The sequence below is a fragment of the Polaromonas sp. P5_D5 genome (genome assembly GCF_054049435.1).
The window spans coordinates 1-21310 of record NZ_JBFUMJ010000003.1; the positions used below are offsets into that span (position 1 = coordinate 1).

General features: G+C 50.7%; 17 protein-coding genes and 1 pseudogene. 4 read left to right on the forward strand and 14 right to left on the reverse strand.

All coding sequences use genetic code 11. From position 1 onward, the window contains the following. Together ACXJKE_RS12840 and ACXJKE_RS12845 are read right to left on the reverse strand one after the other, a co-directional pair. Nucleotides 1–420: cysteine peptidase family C39 domain-containing protein (locus ACXJKE_RS12840; RefSeq protein WP_457280994.1), on the reverse strand; the 420-nt coding region annotated here is incomplete at its 3' end. 98 nt (nt 421–518) lie between these two features. Further along, a complete protein-coding gene (locus ACXJKE_RS12845; RefSeq protein WP_457280995.1) occupies nt 519–1229 on the reverse strand; it encodes a 4'-phosphopantetheinyl transferase family protein in 711 nt (236 codons plus the stop codon). A gap of 573 nt (nt 1230–1802) precedes the next feature. Here ACXJKE_RS12845 and ACXJKE_RS12850 point away from each other — a divergent pair. Continuing rightward, a complete protein-coding gene (locus ACXJKE_RS12850; protein WP_457280996.1) occupies nt 1803–2255 on the forward strand; it encodes a helix-turn-helix domain-containing protein in 453 nt (150 codons plus the stop codon). A gap of 395 nt (nt 2256–2650) precedes the next feature. Beyond that, nucleotides 2651–2974: pseudogene (locus tag ACXJKE_RS12855) on the forward strand (IS3 family transposase); the annotation flags it as partial. Between the two features lie 69 nt (nt 2975–3043). Here ACXJKE_RS12855 and ACXJKE_RS12860 read toward each other — a convergent pair. Continuing rightward, the gene (locus ACXJKE_RS12860; protein ID WP_457280997.1) at nt 3044–3283 is read right to left on the reverse strand and encodes a hypothetical protein; all 240 of its coding nucleotides are present in this window, start codon (nt 3281–3283) and stop codon (nt 3044–3046) included. A gap of 428 nt (nt 3284–3711) precedes the next feature. Between ACXJKE_RS12860 and ACXJKE_RS12865 the strand changes: the two genes are divergently transcribed. Continuing rightward, the gene (locus tag ACXJKE_RS12865; protein ID WP_457280998.1) at nt 3712–4854 is read left to right on the forward strand and encodes a hypothetical protein; all 1143 of its coding nucleotides are present in this window, start codon (nt 3712–3714) and stop codon (nt 4852–4854) included. Nucleotides 4855–4871: 17 nt separating this feature from the next. On the opposite strand, the gene ACXJKE_RS12870 is transcribed toward ACXJKE_RS12865, so the two are convergent. The 7 genes from ACXJKE_RS12870 to truD all read right to left on the reverse strand — a co-directional run bounded on the left by ACXJKE_RS12870 (nt 4872) and on the right by truD (nt 11519). Beyond that, nucleotides 4872–5330, reverse strand: coding sequence for an NUDIX domain-containing protein (locus ACXJKE_RS12870; protein ID WP_457280999.1), 459 nt, complete (start codon nt 5328–5330; stop codon nt 4872–4874). 17 nt (nt 5331–5347) lie between these two features. After that, complete coding sequence (locus tag ACXJKE_RS12875) at nt 5348–6265, reverse strand: radical SAM/SPASM domain-containing protein (protein ID WP_457281000.1); 918 nt, start codon at nt 6263–6265, stop codon at nt 5348–5350. 52 nt (nt 6266–6317) lie between these two features. Continuing rightward, complete coding sequence (locus tag ACXJKE_RS12880; RefSeq protein ID WP_457281001.1) at nt 6318–7058, reverse strand: SDR family NAD(P)-dependent oxidoreductase; 741 nt, start codon at nt 7056–7058, stop codon at nt 6318–6320. Between the two features lie 8 nt (nt 7059–7066). Further along, nucleotides 7067–7876, reverse strand: a complete 810-nt coding sequence (locus ACXJKE_RS12885) for an aminoglycoside phosphotransferase family protein (protein ID WP_457281002.1) — start codon at nt 7874–7876, stop codon at nt 7067–7069. Beyond that, the gene (locus tag ACXJKE_RS12890; RefSeq protein WP_457281003.1) at nt 7873–8874 is read right to left on the reverse strand and encodes an ATP-grasp domain-containing protein; all 1002 of its coding nucleotides are present in this window, start codon (nt 8872–8874) and stop codon (nt 7873–7875) included. The genes ACXJKE_RS12885 and ACXJKE_RS12890 overlap by 4 nt, the downstream gene beginning before the upstream one ends. Further along, nucleotides 8871–10313 carry a hypothetical protein gene (locus ACXJKE_RS12895; RefSeq protein WP_457281004.1) on the reverse strand — a complete coding sequence of 481 codons (1443 nt, stop codon included), beginning with the start codon at nt 10311–10313 and terminating at the stop codon, nt 8871–8873. The genes ACXJKE_RS12890 and ACXJKE_RS12895 overlap by 4 nt, the downstream gene beginning before the upstream one ends. 165 nt (nt 10314–10478) lie before the next feature. Beyond that, nucleotides 10479–11519, reverse strand: a complete 1041-nt coding sequence (gene truD / locus ACXJKE_RS12900; RefSeq protein ID WP_457281005.1) for a tRNA pseudouridine(13) synthase TruD — start codon at nt 11517–11519, stop codon at nt 10479–10481. An 857-nt stretch (nt 11520–12376) separates the two neighbouring features. Between truD and ACXJKE_RS12905 the strand changes: the two genes are divergently transcribed. Further along, nucleotides 12377–13018 carry a hypothetical protein gene (locus tag ACXJKE_RS12905; protein WP_457281006.1) on the forward strand — a complete coding sequence of 214 codons (642 nt, stop codon included), beginning with the start codon at nt 12377–12379 and terminating at the stop codon, nt 13016–13018. 117 nt (nt 13019–13135) lie between these two features. Here the strand turns inward: ACXJKE_RS12905 and ACXJKE_RS12910 are convergent, their stop codons facing one another. Genes ACXJKE_RS12910 through ACXJKE_RS12925 form a run of 4 tightly spaced genes read right to left on the reverse strand, consistent with a single transcriptional unit; the run spans nt 13136 to nt 19504 of the window. Next, the gene (locus tag ACXJKE_RS12910; RefSeq protein WP_457281007.1) at nt 13136–13939 is read right to left on the reverse strand and encodes a DUF7281 domain-containing protein; all 804 of its coding nucleotides are present in this window, start codon (nt 13937–13939) and stop codon (nt 13136–13138) included. Further along, the gene (locus ACXJKE_RS12915; protein WP_457281008.1) at nt 13936–15168 is read right to left on the reverse strand and encodes a hypothetical protein; all 1233 of its coding nucleotides are present in this window, start codon (nt 15166–15168) and stop codon (nt 13936–13938) included. The genes ACXJKE_RS12910 and ACXJKE_RS12915 overlap by 4 nt, the downstream gene beginning before the upstream one ends. Next, entirely contained in the window at nt 15165–15821 is a 657-nt protein-coding gene (locus ACXJKE_RS12920) for a hypothetical protein (protein ID WP_457281009.1), read from the reverse strand. Before ACXJKE_RS12920 ends, ACXJKE_RS12915 begins: the two co-directional genes overlap by 4 nt. After that, complete coding sequence (locus ACXJKE_RS12925; RefSeq protein WP_457281010.1) at nt 15818–19504, reverse strand: ATP-binding protein; 3687 nt, start codon at nt 19502–19504, stop codon at nt 15818–15820. The genes ACXJKE_RS12920 and ACXJKE_RS12925 overlap by 4 nt, the downstream gene beginning before the upstream one ends. Nucleotides 19505–21310: the final 1806 nt, after the last annotated feature.

Sequence of the window (21310 nt, forward strand, 5' to 3'; positions counted from 1 at the left end):
ATAGATTTCTCTATAGATTTCTCTTGTGAGGAGCTCTATCTCTGAGATTTTGTAGCGGTATCTCTTTCCAGCTGCAGGATCCCAAATCCAAGCGCCCCCGCCATTCGGCTTAACAACTACAAATCTTTCATCATTAAATCTAACTACAAATGGATGCCCAAATTTCATTACCTCTCGTATGTTCGCAACAGGCATTCTTAAATTGAGGTCAAGCTCCCTTGCAAGACCAACAAGCCGGTCATAACTGTCAGCAGTTTTCTCAGAAAAACGCACTCGAATCTGATCAATATTCGGATTGCCCTTGTAATATTCACATAACATTACAAAGCATGAAACTGGAGCATCGCTTGATGAAATACTTCGGACCAATCGCATCCGCCGCATAAATCCCATATTTAAATCATCAAGATTCAGCTTCATATTCTCTCGAACTTGAAATTCATTGATTCAAAGCTATTCTGCGCCAGTAAATTCACTTATTGCTCAAGAGAATGTTCGGTCAGATTCAATATATTTTTTTAAATTTGCCATTCAATGCCCGTCCATACATGCCCAAAAATTATCTTGTAATTTCCTCTTAGAAGAGTTTTTTTTGGCAATTGAATTGCCAAGTTGATTTTTAACTCAACTTCAAATTTTTGAGCAACATCATCCAACTTCACGATTTCTGCGTCTAGAAAATCAAAATAGATGTCACATATCGGATTTAAGCATTTGAAAAGCGCTTCCTTCGCCGAAAACCCAATGAGGCGGCCATGCTCAACTGCTGATATGAGTCGCTCTTCTTCTGCTGAGAAGCAGACCGTCAAAGCTTCAAATGCACTTCTCGATTGCGCTAGAGATTCAACATCTGTTCCTATCGCGGCCTCAGAAGTTTGAACGATACAGACTGAAACCCAGATGAGTTCGTTGCTATGTGTGATCGAGCCGGCCACCTTAGCTGGCCAAATGGGCCGTCGCTCTGCGGAAGAAATCCATCCTCCTGCAGAAGTGACACCGCACTCTGAAATTAGAACATCTACAGCCAGCCGGCCAAGGATGTATTCGTATTGCCTAGCGGGAATGGAGCGACGAATCGCCTTGGGTAATAGGCTCTGAAATACGGATCGCGTAGTTTCGATTCGATCATCTCTTTTTGACAGCACGACACTCTTGACACTCGACGACCAAGGAAGAGGGGTCAGATCTAGAACGTCTGAAAATTCGACTAGCGCACTACGCAACGTCATAACGGCATTTGTCGGTTGCACTGGCGCTCTCGTCTTTCTCTGAAAGAAGTCGCTACATCCCCCACAGACGATTAGAAATATCGGCGAATGCCAATATCAGAAAGTACTAAAACGCCTTAGTACATTTTCTTTTTCGTCTATCAATCCAGAAGCTGAGCATCGTTAAAGAAAAATCTGTTTAGGCGTGAAATCATAGCTGAAATGGAAAAAATTAGCCCTGTAAATATTCGCATCGATGCCTTTGTTGTTTGCATTGAAATCAAGCTTTGAATTTTTAGAATGTTTGGTAGACAAAGTCGGCGTATAGAGCGAATTACTATCGATCTAAAGGAGCTTTTAGTTCCGCCAACACCAATTTGCCGCCTTAACCATTGCCGGTCTATATATAGAGACAACCGATAGCTAAAGCGTTATCAGCCATTGGGTATTTCCCATTAGAGTAGCCCTATCTTCCTATTTGCTGACTGAGCTTGCTTCCTAATATCCTACAATTGGGGTAGAAGATCGGCTTTGCGGCGCATTGCAAATTTGAACCATCACGCCGCCTGTATCTCAACCAGAACGGAGTGCATCATGGCTAATATTGCGGAAATTCTTAAAACTGAGATGGCTCGGCTGGCTCGTAAGGAGCTTCGCAACGAGCTTTCGCAAGTCAGGCAAGCGTTAGCGCAAAACCGCTTAGATGTTGCGGGTTTGAATCGCCGTGTGGTCGTACTGGAGAAACAACTCGCTGGGGCATTAAAGGCGAAGGCGAAATTTCCAACGGTGCCTTCCATCCGCGAATCGCAATCCCTAGGTTCCTTGCGATTCAGTTCAAAGGGATTGGTCTCGCTGAGGCGCCGGCTTGGGGTGTCCGCACCTCAGCTAGCTGCGTTGCTATCTGTTTCAGCGCAGTCCATCTATAAATGGGAAAACGGACAAACGCGTCCGAATGTCACCCAACTTCAGACTATCGCCGCACTCAGGAAGATGGGTCGAAAAGCGGTTGCCATTCAACTCGCCGACATCAGAACCGGCGAGTCTTAACTGCGCGTCAAGACAAGCTCGTTAAGGAAAAGCATTTGTTTGTCGAAACTGCAGCGATTCACCGAAATCGCCGAGCCATCCCCACTTCGATAGACATACCATTATTGAATACGTCAGGCGCTCGACATTGCCGAAATGCGTACTCATCACGAGATACAAGGCGTATATACCCGGCTCACCGCCAAGTGAGGACCGACGATCAAGTGGATGAAGGCTGGTCCCGGGTACTCACGGCGGGTCAGCGCAAGTGAGCGCTATCCCTCCGCCGAGAAGCGCCACGTCAATAACTCCTAAATTCCCTCTGCTTTTAAAACAAGCAGGGTAGTGCCAACGTGGGCCAGTTTTGGATGGAAATTAGGGTATGGACAAGAACTTGGACTACCAGGAGGTAGTTCATGTATTCATACGAAGACAGGATTGAAGCGGTCGAGCTCTACATCAAGCTCGGCAAACGCGTGAGGCCAACCATTCGTCAGCTAGGTTACCCAACCAAGAATGCCGTGAAGGGCTGCTACTGGGAATATGAGCAACGGCTCGATTTTCCGGTGGGCTATGCGGGTCGGGAACCCAAGTACTCGCAGACGCAGAAGGAGGCCGCTGGTGAACACTGCCTCACCCATGATCGCTGCATTGCCGCCACCATGAGGGCGATGGGCTACCCCGGTCGTGAGACATTGACCGCATGGGTTCGTGAGGCACTTCCTGAAAGCCGTAATTCGCAGCGCTGAGCGCCGAAGCTATCCATACGGCCTCCTTGAAAAAGGGGATCATATGGCTCAAGTTTGCTGTCAGCCTGTAGGACAGCTTCTAGGATTGCCTGCATCAAGGCCGCATTTTTTAGCTGATGATGTGCGTGCGATACCTTGGCACCAAGGGCGCACCACGGCGTTTGTGGTTTTGAGCCGCGAAATTCCTTCGATGCCAGCGACGACCTCAGCCGGCACGTCTACAGAAAGTGTCACCAGCTCATGCATGGCGCGGCACGCTGCAATTCTTGCGGCGCCGTTTTCATCACTTTTACTGGACATCTATGAAACCTTGGATCTGCGGACCGATCTGCGCAGCCCTTATCGTTGTCGGTGTTGTCGTGGCGCTCGCAATGACGCTTTGGTAGATTGATTCGTTCCTCGTTGCGCTTCGACTGCAACAGGAGACAGGCACTGATCCTCGGGTTGTAAGTGAACGAATAGTTAAAGCTACCAGCCAACTCAAGATCAAAAGGACTGCTTTGCTCTATACACACACCCTGCCAAGCAATCCGTTTCAGTTATCATCAAATCAATCTGAACTTCATACGTTAGCAGTTCCACAATTTACTCCTAAGTTACGAAGAGATGTTCGCTTCGAGATTTTCCCGTAAATTCCGCTCAGAGGAAGCCATTGAGTGGCCCAATAAACCTCAAGTGAAATTGTGCTTACTACCATTCGGGCACCCGTCACCGGATACAAAACGATAATGATAGCCATCCATCGACTTTTGGGTACGGCAGTCTCCGCCTCACAAATCAAAGCAGCGTTTAATGTGTGCGGTTGCAACGTTGAAATGTATGGAGACTTAGAGGAAAGAGATATCGCGCATGTACGCGATTTCCTACCGTACAAAAGTTCTTTGAGCTACCAGAGCACAGAGAAGATTTACTCCATTCGGGTTAAGAATATCCAGCATTTGAAGGACGAATGCGAACGGAAGGGCACCAGACAACCTGCGCGAATAGTGCATCTGGGAAGAGAGGTCACTCCGTATGATTTCGGAAATGGCCGCTACCTGTTCCTCAGCTCCGACCCGAGCGAACCAATTTTTGGCAGAGTCGATGGAACACGATTACTGTTCTATGAACAAACGGGAACACCCATAGGCCGACCACTGCACTGGCTTATTCTAGATATTTTGCGACGCAGAGCAGAGGGAGATGGCGGTGTGGCACTCCATGCGGGGGCATTAGCAGTTGGATCGGCTGGAGTTCTTGTTGTCGGCCCATCTGGGGCAGGAAAAACCACAACGTTGCTTTCCGTACTTACGGCCAGCAAACAGGCAAAACTATTGTGTAACGACCGCGCCATTATCACCAAAGACGCAACCTCGTTAAAGTTTTTACCTCTGCCAGTCCGATTGGGAATTGGGACAGCCCTGAATTGGATAGCCTTGACCGAAAACCCCGGATCTATTCCAAACACAGAACTTGCAAAAATCCCTAAGAAGCTCAACACCTCCATGCCCAATCAGATCGGGGATTTTGGTTCCAACGAAAAAATCATTCTGACACCCAAGACGTTTTCTAGTCTTTGCCAAGCAGAACTGACTGATCAGTCCAGCTTGACCGGAATCATCATTCCAAAGATCGCGGTATCTGATGCGAGGCCTCTGATTCGCCAGCTGCCTCGAAGCAAGCTAATGTCTTTGCTTTATGCAGAATGTCGAACTCCAATTGATAACGTTTGGCCAGAGGTGTGGCTTGAAACTGATAATCAAGTCACGCTAGATAACGTGTGCGGCGTACTAAATAGGCTGTCCCACATCCCGGCTATTGAGATTAGCTACGGCACCTCCAACGCTGAACCGGCGGCACACGAAGCTCTTTCATGGCTCAGTAAGCTATAACTAATTCGCCGATAAATTTAACGGCTCAACTTTGTATTCAGCAAAGAGTAGACATGCATCTGAGCTGGAAATAAATCGTACTTAGATAGCTCGTCATAGGTAACAAAAATGTGGTCATCGTGCAGGGTTGAATCCAGCACTATGCGCTTCGAAATTTCAGCGGAAGCAGCCGGGACGACCATTACCGTATCGTAGTAGTCGTCAAAAAACATGTTCACATAATCGACCTTCTCAAAGGCAATTGGCGACTGCCCCGTCTTCTTTTCAACCTGCCGAATAAATGCGTCTTGAATTCGCTCATTCTCGTTAATTTTCCCGCTGATTGCTTGCCATTTCCCCGGCATCACTACATCAGCTCGCCTTTTTAACAATAAGAACTGAATGCGATTGTCTTGATCCTTGAAGTACGGGTAGACATCTACATATAGCACTCCGACAGGCTTAGTCCGGCTCACAAAATTCGCGAAGTCTTTCATTTGGGTAGCTCCTTGGTTTATTCGAAAATTGCCAGTTTGCATCGATGGCACACATTTTGATCAACCGGAGTAATCGCTCCAGTAAATCGATTTCTCAAGGCTTCGTACGCCGCGCTATTCCAGACAGTCGATATATCAGTGTCTGCAACGTTACCGAGAATTACTTCCCGATGCCAATCTTGTGAGCAAATTATGCAGTCACCGTTACTCAGGATGCAGATGCGCTCAAACGGTCGATTTAAATCACATCCAATGACGCGCCGCTTGTGGGCGTTATACGGAAGAAGGTTTTGAACAGCGCCCGATCCAACTCGATCTAAATATCCAAAAATCGTTACTTTCGCGCCCAGGGGAGTCCAAATAGCCCTGCATGCATCAATCTCTTCTTGCCTCAGATCGGAGGTGGCAACCATGACCAACTCAACCGCCATTCCTATGGATTGTGCGGATCTAAGAAGGTACTCGATATTCCGCCTTGAGCGCTCCCAGGGCAACTGCATTCTACGTTCATAGGAATCTGGATTTCCTCCGAAAAACGAGATGCGCAATGTCGAGACGAACAGTTCACTACACAATTTATCAATCAGCGCGGGTACTAGAGCCGAAGCGTTAGTTGCCAACTCAACAGGAGCGCCAATCTCGCGCTTTATGAATGCAAGGACTTCGACCATCCTTTTATCCAGAAATGGTTCATTATTGTGATAGGGCACGATTTGAGCGATACGCTCACGATTCCGTACGCAATCTTCTAGGATCTTCCATAGCAGATCGTCGTCCATTCGGCCATGATGCTCCGCGTTGCTCAGCGCTTCGTAGGGGCAACATATGCACTTTGCATTACAACGAGTATGAGTCTGTATCTCTACCACAGAAGGGAAAGAAAAAGCCTCGTTGAGGTCCGGAAATAGACCTGGTTTCTGAACGCTTTGATGCATGGTATTCCTTATTCATTGGTAGCCCAATAAGCTCGCCTTCGATCAGCTATGACTACGACTGCATTACTCGCATGCCACCATCTACAACAATTTCAGTTCCGTTTATGTAACTTCCCTCCGAGCTACATAGAAAGGAAATAACCGCGGCTATTTCACTTGCCGAGGCTCCGCGACGAGCGGCTATTTTTGGTGCCAAAGAGCGGGCGATATCTGAATAGTTGAGACCTAACTTAGCGTACAGAGCCGTCTCCACTAACCCCGGGGAGACTACATTGCATCTAATTTGACGATCCGCAAACTCATTGCATAGGCTACGGGCTGCTCCGATGAGACCGCACTTGGCCGCGGCATATGCGGATGCCCCAGGAATACCCATAGTTGAGACAGAAGACCCCAGAAACACGATCGTTCCATTTCGCGCGATTGCCAGATGAATTTTCGAAAGCAATGACAAGGGGCCGCTCAAATTGATGGCCAATATATCTTGCACGTAAGTCGGCGCGGCAGTGCTAAGCTCGGAAAATCGGCCACCTCCCACCGCAAATATTAGGTTCTCGATGAGAACGTTGTCACATAGGAACTCACCGAACTGGTCTATTTCGGAGGGCTCCCGTACATCAAGTTTGATTTTTGTACCGAACACTTCTGGGCACGCCATACTCGAGTAATCGGGAAGATCACCAGAGAGACCCGTGAATATCACATTCTTTCCTTCACCGCAGAATTTCTGGGACAAGGATCTCCCTATCCCATCACTACCACCGATAACTATTTGGCAAAGAGGTTTGTTCATCAGCGCCTTTACGACTCATCCGCTCGTAGCTGATTCCACAAATCCGGGTCGTGTAAAAGTTCAACGCAATGTTTACTCAAAATCTGATTCATCGAGGGAGAGATATACCCCCCATGATTGCGGCTGAATAGCGCAAATTCCAAAACAAACATCAGAGCAGAGAGTTTTTTCCATTTTTTATAGGCATCTTGATTTAACTCGTATCCGGCACAAAATAGCTCAAGGCAGTTACGGGGTAACTCTGTTGCCTCTACTTCCAAAAATCGCCATACATCCGTGTGCGACACCCCAATCGCAGCATTTTCAAAATCTAACAAGAAGCATTTTTCGGAGATGGGATCGTAGATGGCATTTTTCAGCGAGATATCCCTGTGTAGAAAACATAATTCCCCATCCGGTTCTTTATAAGCCTCAGCTGCAATGGAATTTGCAATCATTAACGCACTGTCGGTTAGAAGCAATTTCGATAGTTTCGCCGCATAGGCTTCGTCTCTCACAGGAAGTGTCACACTGGGCAACTCCCGAATGCTAATTTCGTGCAACTCGCGAACTGATCGGCCCAATTGATAGCATGCCTGCGGAAGATGGAACGAACGTTCCTGAGCCAATTGGTCTAACGTATGACCTGATATCTTCTGCATCGTCACTTCACAATAGTCAGCCCGTGTAGTCACCTGTAAAACCGAAGGAGCCAAGCCAGTTTTTTCTAATAGTTTGAGAACTGCCAGCTCGATCAATCCGCTTCGTTTATCTGTGTAAACCTTAACTACCTCAGAACTGTTCTCGGTAACAGCTACCTCATTACGACTAACACTCATTGCATTGCTCCTGGCAGCGTAGTCATCGCCGCAGGAAACTCATCCTCCACATAAAAAACCGCTTCGTGATATCGCGTCATAGTCATTTTGTCGTCTATCACTGGCGATGAGGAAAGAATCTTGTCGAATAGGAAAAATTCAAGGATGTAAGTTGGAAAATCCGCGCCAGAAGCTATAGAAAGATCGGTACCACCACCGAAGCGCGGATTAGCCTCGATGAGAAAAGCGTCTTGCCCATTTCGAATGTATTGAAAATTGAAGATTCCGACAAACGGATTGAGAGCGCAAAGTTTCATTGCTATTTCTAAATAATGATGGTCCTTCTCTACTTTTGCAATCAACACCTCGCCCCCTCTAGTTTTAATTCTTCTCCGTGGAACTGCGGTGAATACCTGCCCGGGGGGCCAGCAAAAAACATCGACCGTGTATTCAGGTCCTTCGATAAATTTCTGAATTAAAGGTTGCTTTGCCAATTTGATTGCATATGCGAGATCCACCGAGTCGGTACAGGTCGTGACACCAACGGAGCCCTGGCCAAATCGAGGTTTCACCACGCACGGGAAATTCGCGGACGGTGGGAGATACTGCTCAGGAGTGAGCAGTCCTTCGCTAGAACACCAATCAGAAAAAGCGAATTTATCTAGGAACAGCCTAGTTGTACTTTCTGGTGGAAGTAAGACGCGGATACCTGCGGCCAAAAACTTGGCTCTATGCTCATTAATTATCTGTATTTCCGCATCATTCCAAGGTATGACAAGGTTTACTTCGGACGCCAAACATACTTCAAGAAGTCTATCGATATAGCCGTCTTCCCTACAATTTGGCACCAACAGGAATGGCCAGTCCAATCTAGCGATTGGATCTAGATCGTCAGTATCCGCTGTATATATATCCACAGCGTAATCTTTCTCTTCTGCCTGCTTCTGTAGCTTTTTGATAAAATTAATCCTCCGGCGAGCGCCTAAGAAGAGAATCGTAAGTTTTAAACAAGAGCTCATTTGAAGCCTCTCTCCGTTTTATATTTGACATATGGTTTTCCGGAGACGCACGTAGCTAGATACTTTGCTATGCCTACAACCCCGCCCCATCCGTGAAGGAGATAGCAAATAGGCAGCATTGCAAAAGCCCACCGGGAGAAATTAGAAATGCTTTGACTTTTTTCTTGAGGGGCTCTCCCAAGCCATTTCCCCGCGCAATAGCGCATCGCAATTGTTGGCAGCCAAAAATAGCCTCCCCATACGACCAAAGTTCCAAATATTAACAACGGCGATTGCCCTTTATCGGAAGGTATATCCACCAGTTGAAGTAAGGTATATAGGAATAGCAATGGCCCAGCTACCCACCAGAAGGCGTCAGAAAATGCTCGCGTCGCATACACCAACACTCTCCAACGACCCCGGGAAGGGATCTCAAATATCTTGAGTATTTTGCTCATGTAGTTAAAGCTCAGCAGCGGTCCCACTATCCATCCCTCCTGCTGCCTCAGTGTTGCCCCGACAGTTGATGCTGATTCCGCTATATCCAATGAATCCAATACCTGAGGATGGTGTCCGTAAAAAGGCAACGCGAAGCCAAATTCCGCATCTTCATTCGGTTGCTTCGCCGGAAGATAGTTCATCTGAATAAACTCACTTAACCTTATGTAGAGGCCATGAGCTACTGTGTAGCTGAACGGCAACCTCTCAAATGGTACGTAAGCCAAATCTCTCTTATCGAAAGATCTTGAGTTCACGACAAAAAGGCGCTCCGACTGTTCATACCTTACCTTCTCAACCAATAAAGACCAACGCGTTTGCCACAAAGCAAAGCCCTCACAGATCATCCTTTGTATCCATGTTGACGCAGGGCTCGTCACTACGTGGTACGCCGAAAGTTGCTGGAAACAAATGTGTTGCGAGGCTATAAAACGTCTCGCCACCTCCATGCACACGCCGACCTCCGGTTTACTATCAACGTTATAGACAGCAATAAACGTATTGTCTGGGTCAACTGCAACGTCGTAAGCCTCAAAAATGTATCGCACAGCGTAATTGACTTGATCGGCCATATTGCCGTGTGAGTATGGATAGTGAATATGCCGAAATATTCTCCGACCAGAGCTGTCTTCCACAATCGGAATTAACCTAGAAAGTGCTTCCGATGTGAGCTCTTTGTAATGCGGATGGGGATTCTTTAGTTCTTTCTCTGTCGTAACAAGGACTACGCGAATTCGCTCATCTGGATATTCAATTTGGCCAAAATGCTCAAGGCAGCCTTGAATTGCCGCTTGTTCACGTAAAACAGGAATCACAACCAAAAGATAAGGGAGATTCTCCGAGGGCGGCGTCGGCTCGCATGTTGAAGGGCGCTGCAAGGCCAATGCCCTAAGGATCAGAAAGCACGTATATGCTCCCACTGTCGAAATTGAACTTACGTTAATCAAATCAGTGAGACTCATAGGTTGTGCCTGAGCAGTTAAATTAGGCTTCCACTCGTGAAAGCAAACCTGATGAATGGAGCATCCCGGCCACCTCCTGAGCACGCGCCGTAGGCAAACGACGTTGCAGGTCCTGTGGCAGCAGACCCCTACACATTTTCTTGTCCTCATCTCGCATAGCTTTTCCTATGAAGCGAGAGCAGCCGATTGAAAGACAGAACACGCGTGTTCCAGCTGTTTCAATAGCATTGTTGCGTAGCAACCGCTAGGTAGAAAAAAGGACAGCTTTACGTGCTCAGTCCCTGAGGATTCCTTGCTCGGCGTGTGAACATAGAGTGTTGCTTCCGCGATTGAATTTCTTCGTCCGGCACCAGACGACGGCGCATGATCTAAATTTGAGTGGCGCCTCATCGTTGGTGCGCAACGATTAAGTAGCAGACTTAAATCGGGGAAATCATTAGGGAAGACGTAGATATGCCCTTCCCCATCGATATCATCGCAAGCGGTTCCGCATTTCTCGCGGACAAGCGACGCCAATGATATGTTCCAGTTGTATGCCTCGAATGCGTTTTTATATAAAACCGTCTCTTGTGGAGACGGCACGCTCCGATCATCACACTTGTCCGCCTGACCATTTCGCTTTTGCAGATAAAGTTTTTCGGCAAGAGAATCGTCACCTGCGAGCAGCGCCTTACCTATAAGGTGATTGATCTTCGGTTCCGACGGTCGCCCGAAACGCTGAACATCGTAATAGTTCAAGAATTGGAAAGTGACTCCCTTCATTGTTCGCAGCTTGGCCTGCGCCTCCTCGTTTACATTGCCAATGGTGACCGTAAAGGCGTTACCCAAAAGCAATCCAGGTCGAAGTCTTTCGCTGCCGTATCCGTATGCTGACAACGAAACTATTTGGCTTGCCGAATGTGTCGTTTTCAGTAGACCCATCCACTCGTCTGCACTCGGAGTAACGACTGAGCGGGGAATGCACAGAACCTGCTCTGTTACTCCTTCTTCATCCTTTAAGCCAGCCCAACTTATTGCGCTCTCGTCAATGGCGGCGGCAGCAGCAAGTTCAGCAACGGCATCCATCGTACTAATGCCTCGCTTCAGAAGTCGAAGGTAGGCGTACTTCGCGCCATCAGGGGATTCAAGGTTAAATGGAAGTAGCATTTCCCTGACCAAAAAATGCTCAGGTAAGGATTTGATTCTCCAATGGCCGCTTTGATTCATGTACTCCCTCTGTAAACCTCAGATGGTGGGAATCAGACTTGAATAACTGCCTTAGGTGCTCGTCAAGCGACTTAACAACCGACGCTCCACGAAGCACTTAATCAGCCTCTTCCCCGAAGTCCACTCTCATCTACAACTCTCGCGTTGAGGACATTTTTTATCGAAGATGGATTTCGTTCCCGAAAGAATACTAGTGTCAAATCAAGAAAAAATGTTTGCTAATAATACCGACACACGCGAGAAAGCGTAACTAAATTTTCTTGGAGCTAGCTATCCGTTGTGGAATGACAGTCCGTAAATAAACTAGTTATGAAGACGGCCGCGCCAGCAAACTCACTATGTTGGTAAGAAAGCGCTCAGCAACAGATGCGATGAGCCCATCTAAATAGTACTTGAGTGATAAGCGAATTGCATTCGAGCCGACCCAGGCAATCACGTAAATTAACACTGAAAATCGGTTGAGCAGTCGGATCTAGTTAAATGGAAACCGTAGCTCAATATTCGAGAAAAATAATGTGGCTAAACTTATTTTCTAGCCAGTGACGATAGCAACTTTGCCAGCTCTTAATCATGCCGCTTATGGTCGGAAGCGGGCATGTAAGCGTTGGATTTTGGGACGTTACTGAATATGCACCATGTAAGATACAAATAGATTGGTGAGCGGAGCGTCGACCGCTACCCCGACGTTGACGCCCAGTTGTCCTCTAAGGCGGCTATCGGCTCAACCGCTTCAGGCGAATTGCAAATACAGTATGCAAGGATCGTCGTGTGGCAATAAAGTTGTTCGACAAAGACATAAAAATGCATAGGTGCATGGTGCTCGTTGACCCGCCGATCAATTCAGACACGACAGCCGCATGGGAAAGATAGTTCCCATTCCTGACTGGGCAGCGCCTTCGCTGCAGGGTCTTGCATATTGGCTGGGTTCTCAGCATGCGTTGGGCCTTGCGGCGAATATCAGCGAAGGGGCGATCGCTTGGGAGTTGATGCGCCAGGTGTTCACACATCGAGTGGCTGAACGATTTCTAGAAGCCGAAGTGTTCTACCGGCACATCCCGGAATTTCGGACCACAGGGGTCGCTCAGAACTCGCGCGAGCGGGCTGATCTCGTGATCTCTAACGCGATTCGTGCTGACCGAGGTGCTTCATACTCCGTCGGCAATATTGAGGCTGTCATAGAAATCAAACACAGCAGATCAAGGAAGGACTTAGTGTGGCAAGACATTGATTATCTTGCGGAGAGACGTGCCCAAAATCCGGCGGTCCGAGCATTTCTGATTTATGCGTCAATTAATGAGCGGCCCGAGGAATTCACGAACACCAACGGTTCGTCCATAACTCCGCGCAACCGCCTGACTCCTGCCGGCAACCGGTACCGTGTTCGAAGAGTGTGCCGGGCGACGCAAATTATTCCCTCTCAAAATAAGACTGCGCGCGGGCACTACGCTGTATTGGTCGAAGTCGCTCCGCCAAAGGGGCCCGCCGCCAATGATGCCTAACTGCTAACTGTCGTCTAAGTCCAAGCCTCAGTGAGCGCGGCTCCTACGTCTGATTACCTTCGCTTTCGGATACCGCGCTCGTTGGGTCCTGAGCTATCCGCTGCACCCAATAAATGATCAATTATCTTCAGATGGAAAGTGCTCCTGATCCAACCCCAACGTAAGTTTTTTCATTCGAGACCACGCCAACGCTATGTCTGGATCCTTGCAACGATCCAACTGAGTTCTTGATTGGCCCACAGACTGGGCAAAGAGGTTAAGGCGGTTTTGTTCGAGGACTCGTGCCTGAAGAGACGCCCATGGCGGAAGACACAAGGCTTGCCGGCGCGGCAAGATGGCGGCCATGGCAAGCCCTGCTGGATCAAAATCAAAGAAGGCCAGCGTTGGTCGTGTATCGTCTCTGATCAATTTGGCCGCTACTTCGGTGCGAAACCAGGTGGGGGCCCCGCGGTAGAGAGCCAGTATCCTTCGATCTTTAGTGAAGACCTGCAGCCATTTATATTTGGACAATTGCAGCATTGGCTCCAGATTTTCAACCACCAGGATTGCATCGTAAGCCAACAACAACGCATCTTCCAGGGACGTGGCCATGAAGGTCCCTGTCGGAACCGGTACTTCTGGCATGTTCAGCGTAGAGACAGCAACCAGATTCTCAGTGACACGCAATGCGCCCGCTTTTTCCGAGGCTCCACGAGGAGCCTGCCCTCGCGTATATACACCGACAGGAGCTTGTACGTCATGCCCTCTGGAGGTGAGCATATTGGCTGCCCGCTCGTAATCTTGGGCGGTGTAAAGAATTCGGCTGCCCCGCAGCACACCGATGCCTTCTGTTTCCAGAACGACCATAGCTATCCCGGACTTGGAACGGCTGGCAGCCTGATCGGCAATGAGGCGGCGCAGAAAATTAACCTTGTTGCTCACGTCTTGACCTCTCGGCACTTCGGTCCTCGCGCCATAGCGTCAAAGAACACATCCCGGCGCCGAACCTTGTAAGTGGTGGGAACATAGGGCGTTAGCGGCGTGACGTCGATGCTTCTGGAGCGCAGGTCGAGCGTTGCGAATACTAGCCACACATTGGGTGGCAAGGACATGGCATCAGGATCGGTTCTACGCCACTGCATAACGCTCACGGCATCGGTCGCTTGCCGAACATGCTGGTTCAGCCGCTCTGCGGCGAGCATCGCTGGCGTCTTAGGTGGCCGAATCTTTGTGTCCACCAGTCGTTTGACCTTTTTGGGCGCCTCTGCGGGCGGCGGACGATCCAACATTGGTGGTAGGCTGCGCGCGCATTCCTCTAAAGCTCGTTGTACATCGGCATCCCCATCAAACGGTTCAACGTGCGGGGTGATGGCTGGGAGCCCGGCCCGCAGCAAAAAGTCTGGAATCACTCCTTCCAGATCGACCTCCACACCCGTCCAGCCAGGTTGCTGGCGCATCAGCATGTCTAGGCGGGCTAGCTGGCGATGATTGAGCTCCACCTGGTGAGTGCGAAATATTTCGTTGCGCATGCGCGTCTGCATCTCGCTTAGGCCATGCTGCCAAGCGCTCATGCGGGCGAGCAGGCTGCGACGAATGAACCGGGTCAATTCGTGGAGGCTCATGACCGAGGCATTCCGGGCAATGTCAGATCCCACAGTCGAGAGCCTGGCCAAATCCATGATCAAGGCAGAGCTTTGCTCTTGATACCACTTGTTCTGGCTCTTCTTTGCGGCAAGGGTCTTCACGTTGCCGTAACTGGTGCTCAGCAAATTCTGTAGCTTGAGAAGGTTGCGGTCCAAGCTGTCAGCCACATCCAACACTGTGTCCTGCAGAGCCTCGCGTAGCCGCATGGTTGCCTCACCCTCACCGGCCGAGATCATGTCTTCTATCTGTATCCACAAGGACTTGAGGCGAGACACATTGGAGCCAATTTCCGAAAGATCGGAATAGGCAGGGTACATCTGCAGGTGATCGAACAAATATTCGCGCAGGCGCGGGTGAAGGCGGTAGCCGTCCTCGCCCGCCGGGCGCAGCGCGCTTGCCTGTCTCAGCGCTAGGATTGAACTGGCCGGCGTTCCTGTTCGGGTGTCGAGCTGGCGCTCTAGTCCCTCCGAGACAAGATCGGCATGTCTTGAAAGGGTTTGCAGGGCATCCTTGATTGGGCTGCTCACGCGCCCTCCCTAGCCGACTTGCCATCCAGCCGAATTTGGGCGCCTTCCGCGCGATCCCCCTCGGTCTCCGCCAACTGGGGGGCGTTGGCAGTGATGAAGGCGATCATCTGGTATAGATAGTCAATTTTTCCGGTAATGCGGTATCCGCCGCTGGCCTCTTGAGTCTGATCCAGATAGCCGGCGTTTTCAAGTTCTTGAAGCATGCGTTGGATACGCTGGGGGGTCTTGTCGTCGAGCTTGGCATGACTGATGTAGCGCATTTCTTGGATACGGTTTTCCAGCATCGTCGACTTCCGAGCTTCTTCGGCTATCTCGGACACGTAGAGCATGTCACCGGCATGCACTCGAGGGTCGCGACCTTGGGACTGGCGGATGGCCTCCAGTATTCCGATATAGGGATGCATCTCCTTGCGGATAATGCGCATCTCTTCACGCAGCTGCGTCCGCATTTCGGCAGTGACCGTCGAATGAGCCATGAAGAATGCCCCCTCGTCAGAGAGCCTGGCCAGTCGGTAGCCGATGGCGGCCAGCCACTCCTCTGCCGCTTTCTGGTCTAGTTCGTTGCTCAAAGCGTCGTACTCGTCAGGAAAGCGCTGAGTGCAGATGAATTCGCCCTGGGCGAGCTTCTTGAGGGCTGATGTCAGGAAGGTCATGCTCCACCTTCCTCTGTGGTCAATGCGGTCAGGATCGATCCGTCCGGCTCAAAAATGCATTCCGTTTTGAAATGCCGCGCAATAGAAGGGTCTGCCGTAGGGGCCGCACATACAACGTTGATCTTCACTTTCTGCAACGTATCAAGGTAGGCCTGCATGTTCTCGGAGTCGAAACGCCCGACTTCATCAGTAAGCCACGTCATGTAGACCGGCGCGTCGTTGCGAACCATCTGCACAAAGCCCATCAAAAACATGGCAGTGATCAGGGCCGTCAACCCGTTGGAGGAGACCGCCTGGAACTGTTCCTGGTTGGTGATAATGTGGTGGTTCTTGTTCTCGCGCAGGTAGCAAATCATCTCCACCTGTTCACGCAGATTTACCCTAAAACCGCTATCGGTCTGCAGGCTGTCGCGAAAGGCGCGCATGAGGTTGGTATCTTCTTCGCTGGGCAATGCCCGATCACCCGCCACAAAACTGACTCGAGTACCGAACAGCGCCCGCGCTCTGTCTTCGATCTGTTCCAGGGTCTTGATGAACTCCAGCTTTCCTACGCGGGAGCGGATCTCTACCCGTAGCTCCCCGAAGCTTTCAAAGGCAGTGACTTGCCCCAAGGCTTTCAGAAGCTTCGAGTTGAAGCTGTCAATGCTGCTCTCCAGTGCCTTGATGTCGCGGATGAAACCGCTGACCTTGCCAAACATAGCTTTCATTTCATGATTGAGCTGGCTCAGGTATTCTCCGTGCTCCGCAGGCTCGAACCATCGGCTGACGAAGTCGGCACGAAGAGCGAGGTATTGATGCGGACGTACTGTCTGCTCATCGGGCAGATCACGCTCCCGTAGCTCAAGCCAATCGGCAGGTGCGCCCCCATGGCGCAGGAGTTCGCCGCGCAATAGTTTGTACTCCATGCGAAGGGATTCACCGCTGGCCTCCAGTTCACCAAGGGATTCGCGGACCCTGGCCTCCAAATCGGCCGGATTCCAGTTGGTTTGCAACGATGCGGAAACAAAATCCATAAAGTCCTTGAGTTCGTGCCCGTGCAGAGTCGCGAGCCGGTGCCGGCTACCGTCGATGCGCAAGATCTCTTGGTCCATTTCCTCGATATCTTTCGCGTGTTCTTCCTTAAAGGCTTTCAAATCCTCCCGAAGCTTAGTGGTGGCCGCTGACCTGGTTCGAATCTCATCAGTTTTGACTTGGAGCTCCCTCTTTCTAGCTGGCAGTCCGGGGATCACGTCGGCCTCAAAAGTCTTCCATGACTGCAAAACCGCAGCGGTCTCGGCTATGCGCTGCAGCGCTGAGAGGAGCTGCCCCTCTTCTTTTTTAAGTTCATCTATGCGCTCGGTGTTGATTCCCAAGGTCTTCTGTTCCTGCCGCAGATCTTCTTGGACGGTTCTCAGGTCCTTTTCTTTCTGAGCTTCCAGTTTCTCTCCTTGGTCTTTGAGCCCTTTCAGGAGGCGGTCCAGTTCATCATTCACTACCTGGCGTCTCTTCTGGAAATCCTCCCGAGTTTGCTGCTGGCGAAGTTCCAACTGCTGAGCCAGTTTCTGACTTTCCTCATTCAAGGCAGCGAGCTGCTCCTGAAGCGCGGTCAGTTCCAGAACTGTCGCTTCTCCCGCCGCCTTGACCTCGTCACGCAGGAGTTCACGCAGTCCAAGCAGGTTGTTGCGCGCATTCTTGAGCGCCTCATGGGTCAACGCATACTGCGCACCTGCAGCGGACAAGGCCAGTTCTGCTTTTTCCAATGCCTTACCTGATTTTTTGGCTTCGGACTCTGCATCCCGGAGCTGGCCGCCGAGTGTGACTAGCGCATCCTGCTGCTGGCCGATTTCCTTACGCAAGCCAGCCATGCTGACCCAATCAGGCTGGAAAACAGGCGAGACGTCCAGGTCCAATCCACCGACCTGCACTCGATCTGTCGCGGGCGGGGTTTCTTCAGTCCATACAGGCCGCAGGTCTTTTCTGGACAAGAGCTCCTCATTCAGAACTTTGGCTACAGGTTCCCAGTGATGTGCCTCCCGTTCTCGCAGGAACGCCATGAGTGTTCCTGGATCTGGCTCCAGCCGAGCCTGCAGTTGCTGCAATTTTTCGCGTGCGCGCCCAACGAGTTGCTCTAGTTGGGCGACTTTCCCCAAGGCTTCGTCATTCTCGGCTTTGGTTTGGCCGTGTTGGTGACGGGCGCTGGCAACGGCTTGGTCCTTGGTTTCCATGTCACGTTCGAGGGCCTGACACTGCTCATCGGCGGTTGCCATCGCGCTCTGAGTCTCGTTGCTGCCTTGAGGATTCTTTTGGCGAGCACCTAATTCTCCCTCCTGGCGTGTGAGACGCAGGGTCTGTTGCTTGATTTCTCCGGCTCGAGCCGGCGCTTGTAGCGCATGCAAGGAGCGCAATTCATCCTCATTAAGCTTGTCCTGTTGGTCCTTATCTCCAAGCAGCAAGTTTTCACGCTGCGCTCCAATGCTCTTTCCTGACTCATGGGCTGCAGCCTCTATTGTGCGGGCGCGAGCTTGGGCCCGGCTGATGGCATCCAATGATGCATTTTGCAGATGGATCAATTGCTGGCTTAGTGCGCCATGCTGGTCTTTTATTTGCGGCGCTTTTTCGTGGAGAGCCAGCACTTCATCGGTGAGTTCCTTCTTGAAGTGGGTGTGGCGGCCTTCATCCGCCGAGAGTGTCGACTTAAGTTCCTCATGTGCGGCGATAAGCTTATTGACATCGTTAGATTGATTTTCGATTTGATTGTCACGCTGGGTGACCTGTGCGTTGAACTCCTCGCCAAGGTGCGTTTTCGTGGCACTCTTTTCCCTCGTCGCGGCCAGAAGCTGTTCAATTGTTGCTTTAACCGCCACGTGCAAGGTGCACAGTTTTCGATCAAGATCCTTGATGCTGACAATGCGTTGTCGCAGTTTTTGCACTTCCGGTTCTTTGGTCAACAAGCTGGCCATGTGCTGGCGTGCCTCGATCCAACGAGACACCTCGTCGCGGCCTTGCTTGAGTGGGATACCTTCTTCACTGCCGGTTGATCCCGTGTGGTCTGTGACTTGGTCGAAAACGATGTTGAGCAAGTCCCGATAGGAGATTTTCTCGGTGGCCATGGCCACTGCAATGTGGTCCAGGTTATGCAGCGCGGCGGGTCCCAATGAAAACTCTGTCGCTAACTCCCACAATCCGAGCTTCTTCGCCTCTTTGGTGATCGCACGATCCCGAAGGATCACACTGCGGTACTGATGCATGCGCAAGGCCGGTGAAACGCGCTGGCCGCTGGCTTCCATGCGCGGTTTGAACTCTTCACGGGTGACGAATTCCCCATTCTCGTCCACGAAGAAGCTCTCATCGAAGCCTGTACGCAGTAAATAGAACTGCGGGGAATCCTCTCCAGGTAGGCAATACATGACTACGCAGCGCAGATCGTCTTCGCTTTCCCGCTCGTACTCGAAAACCATGGCACTACTCGGGTCGCGCAGCGTGTAGGCAACCATCGAGTTGCGGTGGGCTCCTTTTAAGATCTGTTGGGGCGTGGCCCCGTAGAACATGGGAATCATGCGCAACATAGTGGTTTTCCCCACTCCATTGGCTCCTAAAGCCAGGACGCCGCCGCGCAAGTCCAGACTGGCAATGCGAGCCGAACACTGCCCCAGCTTGGGAGCCCAAATATTGATGGCGTAAACACGCCGGAGCTGGTACGCCAAGAAATCTCCCTTGAACTATTGATTTGGGATGGTTATACCCGCTTGCATGCACGACTGAAAGCGCATTGCCTTGTTAAGGCATTTAGCACGCAGTGAAACTCTCCAGAAAACCTCTCACCAAAAATATCAATCGCTGATATCTGCGCAGGCCGTCTACTTCTCCCCTAAATGGAGGAGGGGTTAACCCGCTACATCTCCACAAAGACTAGGCCCACATTTGTTTGATACTAATAGTCGATTTTTATTTAAGAATTGCATACAAGTGAAGCGTTTTCTAGGTGCAGCCGCGTTCAGCTTGCTTTGCGTGTGCGGACAGACAAAAGAATTGCCGACCGTTGATCCAGGCCAAGTGATTGCGAGGCATGGAAAACCTGATCGGATCAAGTCAACGGAGTTCGACAAGCCACGCCCACCTTTCGTGACCAAAATCTTTGAGTATAAAAAGCAGAACGTAAAGATCGTTTTTTTGGCGAATGCTCCGATAGGGTCGCCTCCGCCATATTCGTCGTGGAAATTAATGGGTTTTCAAGATCTAAAAGGCAATAGCGTAATTTCCTCGGAAGAGGCGGAGCGCAGGATGGCCGTGCAAAAAAAATAGGCCGGCTGGTCTGTCCAACGCAGGGGAGATAGGAGAGTTTGAAGTAACCTCTCTCAGAACAAGCTTCCCCCCTATGGAGGCATAACCACAAGAAAGAGGCGGGGAGATATGAACACACCAATGCGTCACACGAAGGTTGTGTTTGGGAGGCTACAGGCTCGCGAACTACGGCTGGCTGCGGCGAGGCAGCGGCAGCACGGCATGCAAGTTCTGACTATCGAGCAGTTGGCATGCCGCCTTGCCGGGGGCTTTCACCAAGCTATTGATGACGAGTCCCTGCGTCCGGCTATTCAGGCAGCGCTCCCGTCCACTGATCTGGGTGAACTCAACGCAATTAAGCTTCTACCAGGTATGGTGGATGCTTGTGCAGATAGTCTGCGCAAGATCTGGACTGCGCAGATTCATCTTCAAGTCGACGGCGGTCATCCACGTTTAGTGTCTATGGTTGCTCTTGAGGCGGCCGTCCTCGCTGGTTTGCCGGCGAGCATGAAACGCCCCAACGAGCTGGTCGCTGCGGCTCTGGTGCGAGTCGACTGCGCTCCCAAAGTGCTAGGAACCATCGACATTCTAGGCATGACGGAACTTGAGCCCTGCTGGCGCCCTTTGTTGGTCGAACTCGCAAAGGTTACAAAGGTGACCTGGGTGGCCGGTGCTAGGTCCGTTCCTACCTGGTTGGCGGGCTGTGGGGTCGAAGTCATCACTCTCCCACGCTGTAACCCCCACATTAATGTCGTAAGTGGCTCCAACGCACTCCACGAGGCAATTGAAGCCTTGCGTTGGGCCCGGCATCTTATGGCCACAGGAGGTGTGTCTCCCTCTAACATTGCCATAGCATCGGTATCGCCCGGCGAGTTTGATGATCACTTTCTGGCGTTGCGTGCGGACGCAAACCTGGAACTTCATTTCGCACACGGCACTAAGATAACCGCCAGCCGCGACGGCCAAACGGTGGCAGCTTTGGCAGACATCCTTCTCAGGGGTATTTCTCAACGTAAGCTCAGGCGACTGGCTGCTCATGTTGCAGGTTCAGGCGGACTTCTGGCGGAGCTACCCTCCGAGTGGTTACAGGTGCTACCCAAGGATGCACCACTGTCATCGCCAGAATCTTGGCGTCGATTGCTCACAAACCTAACAGCGTCCAGCTGGCCGAGTGGTGCAGACCGTACGGCTGACCTTGGAGCAGTGGTGAATATGCTCCTGCAGGGAAT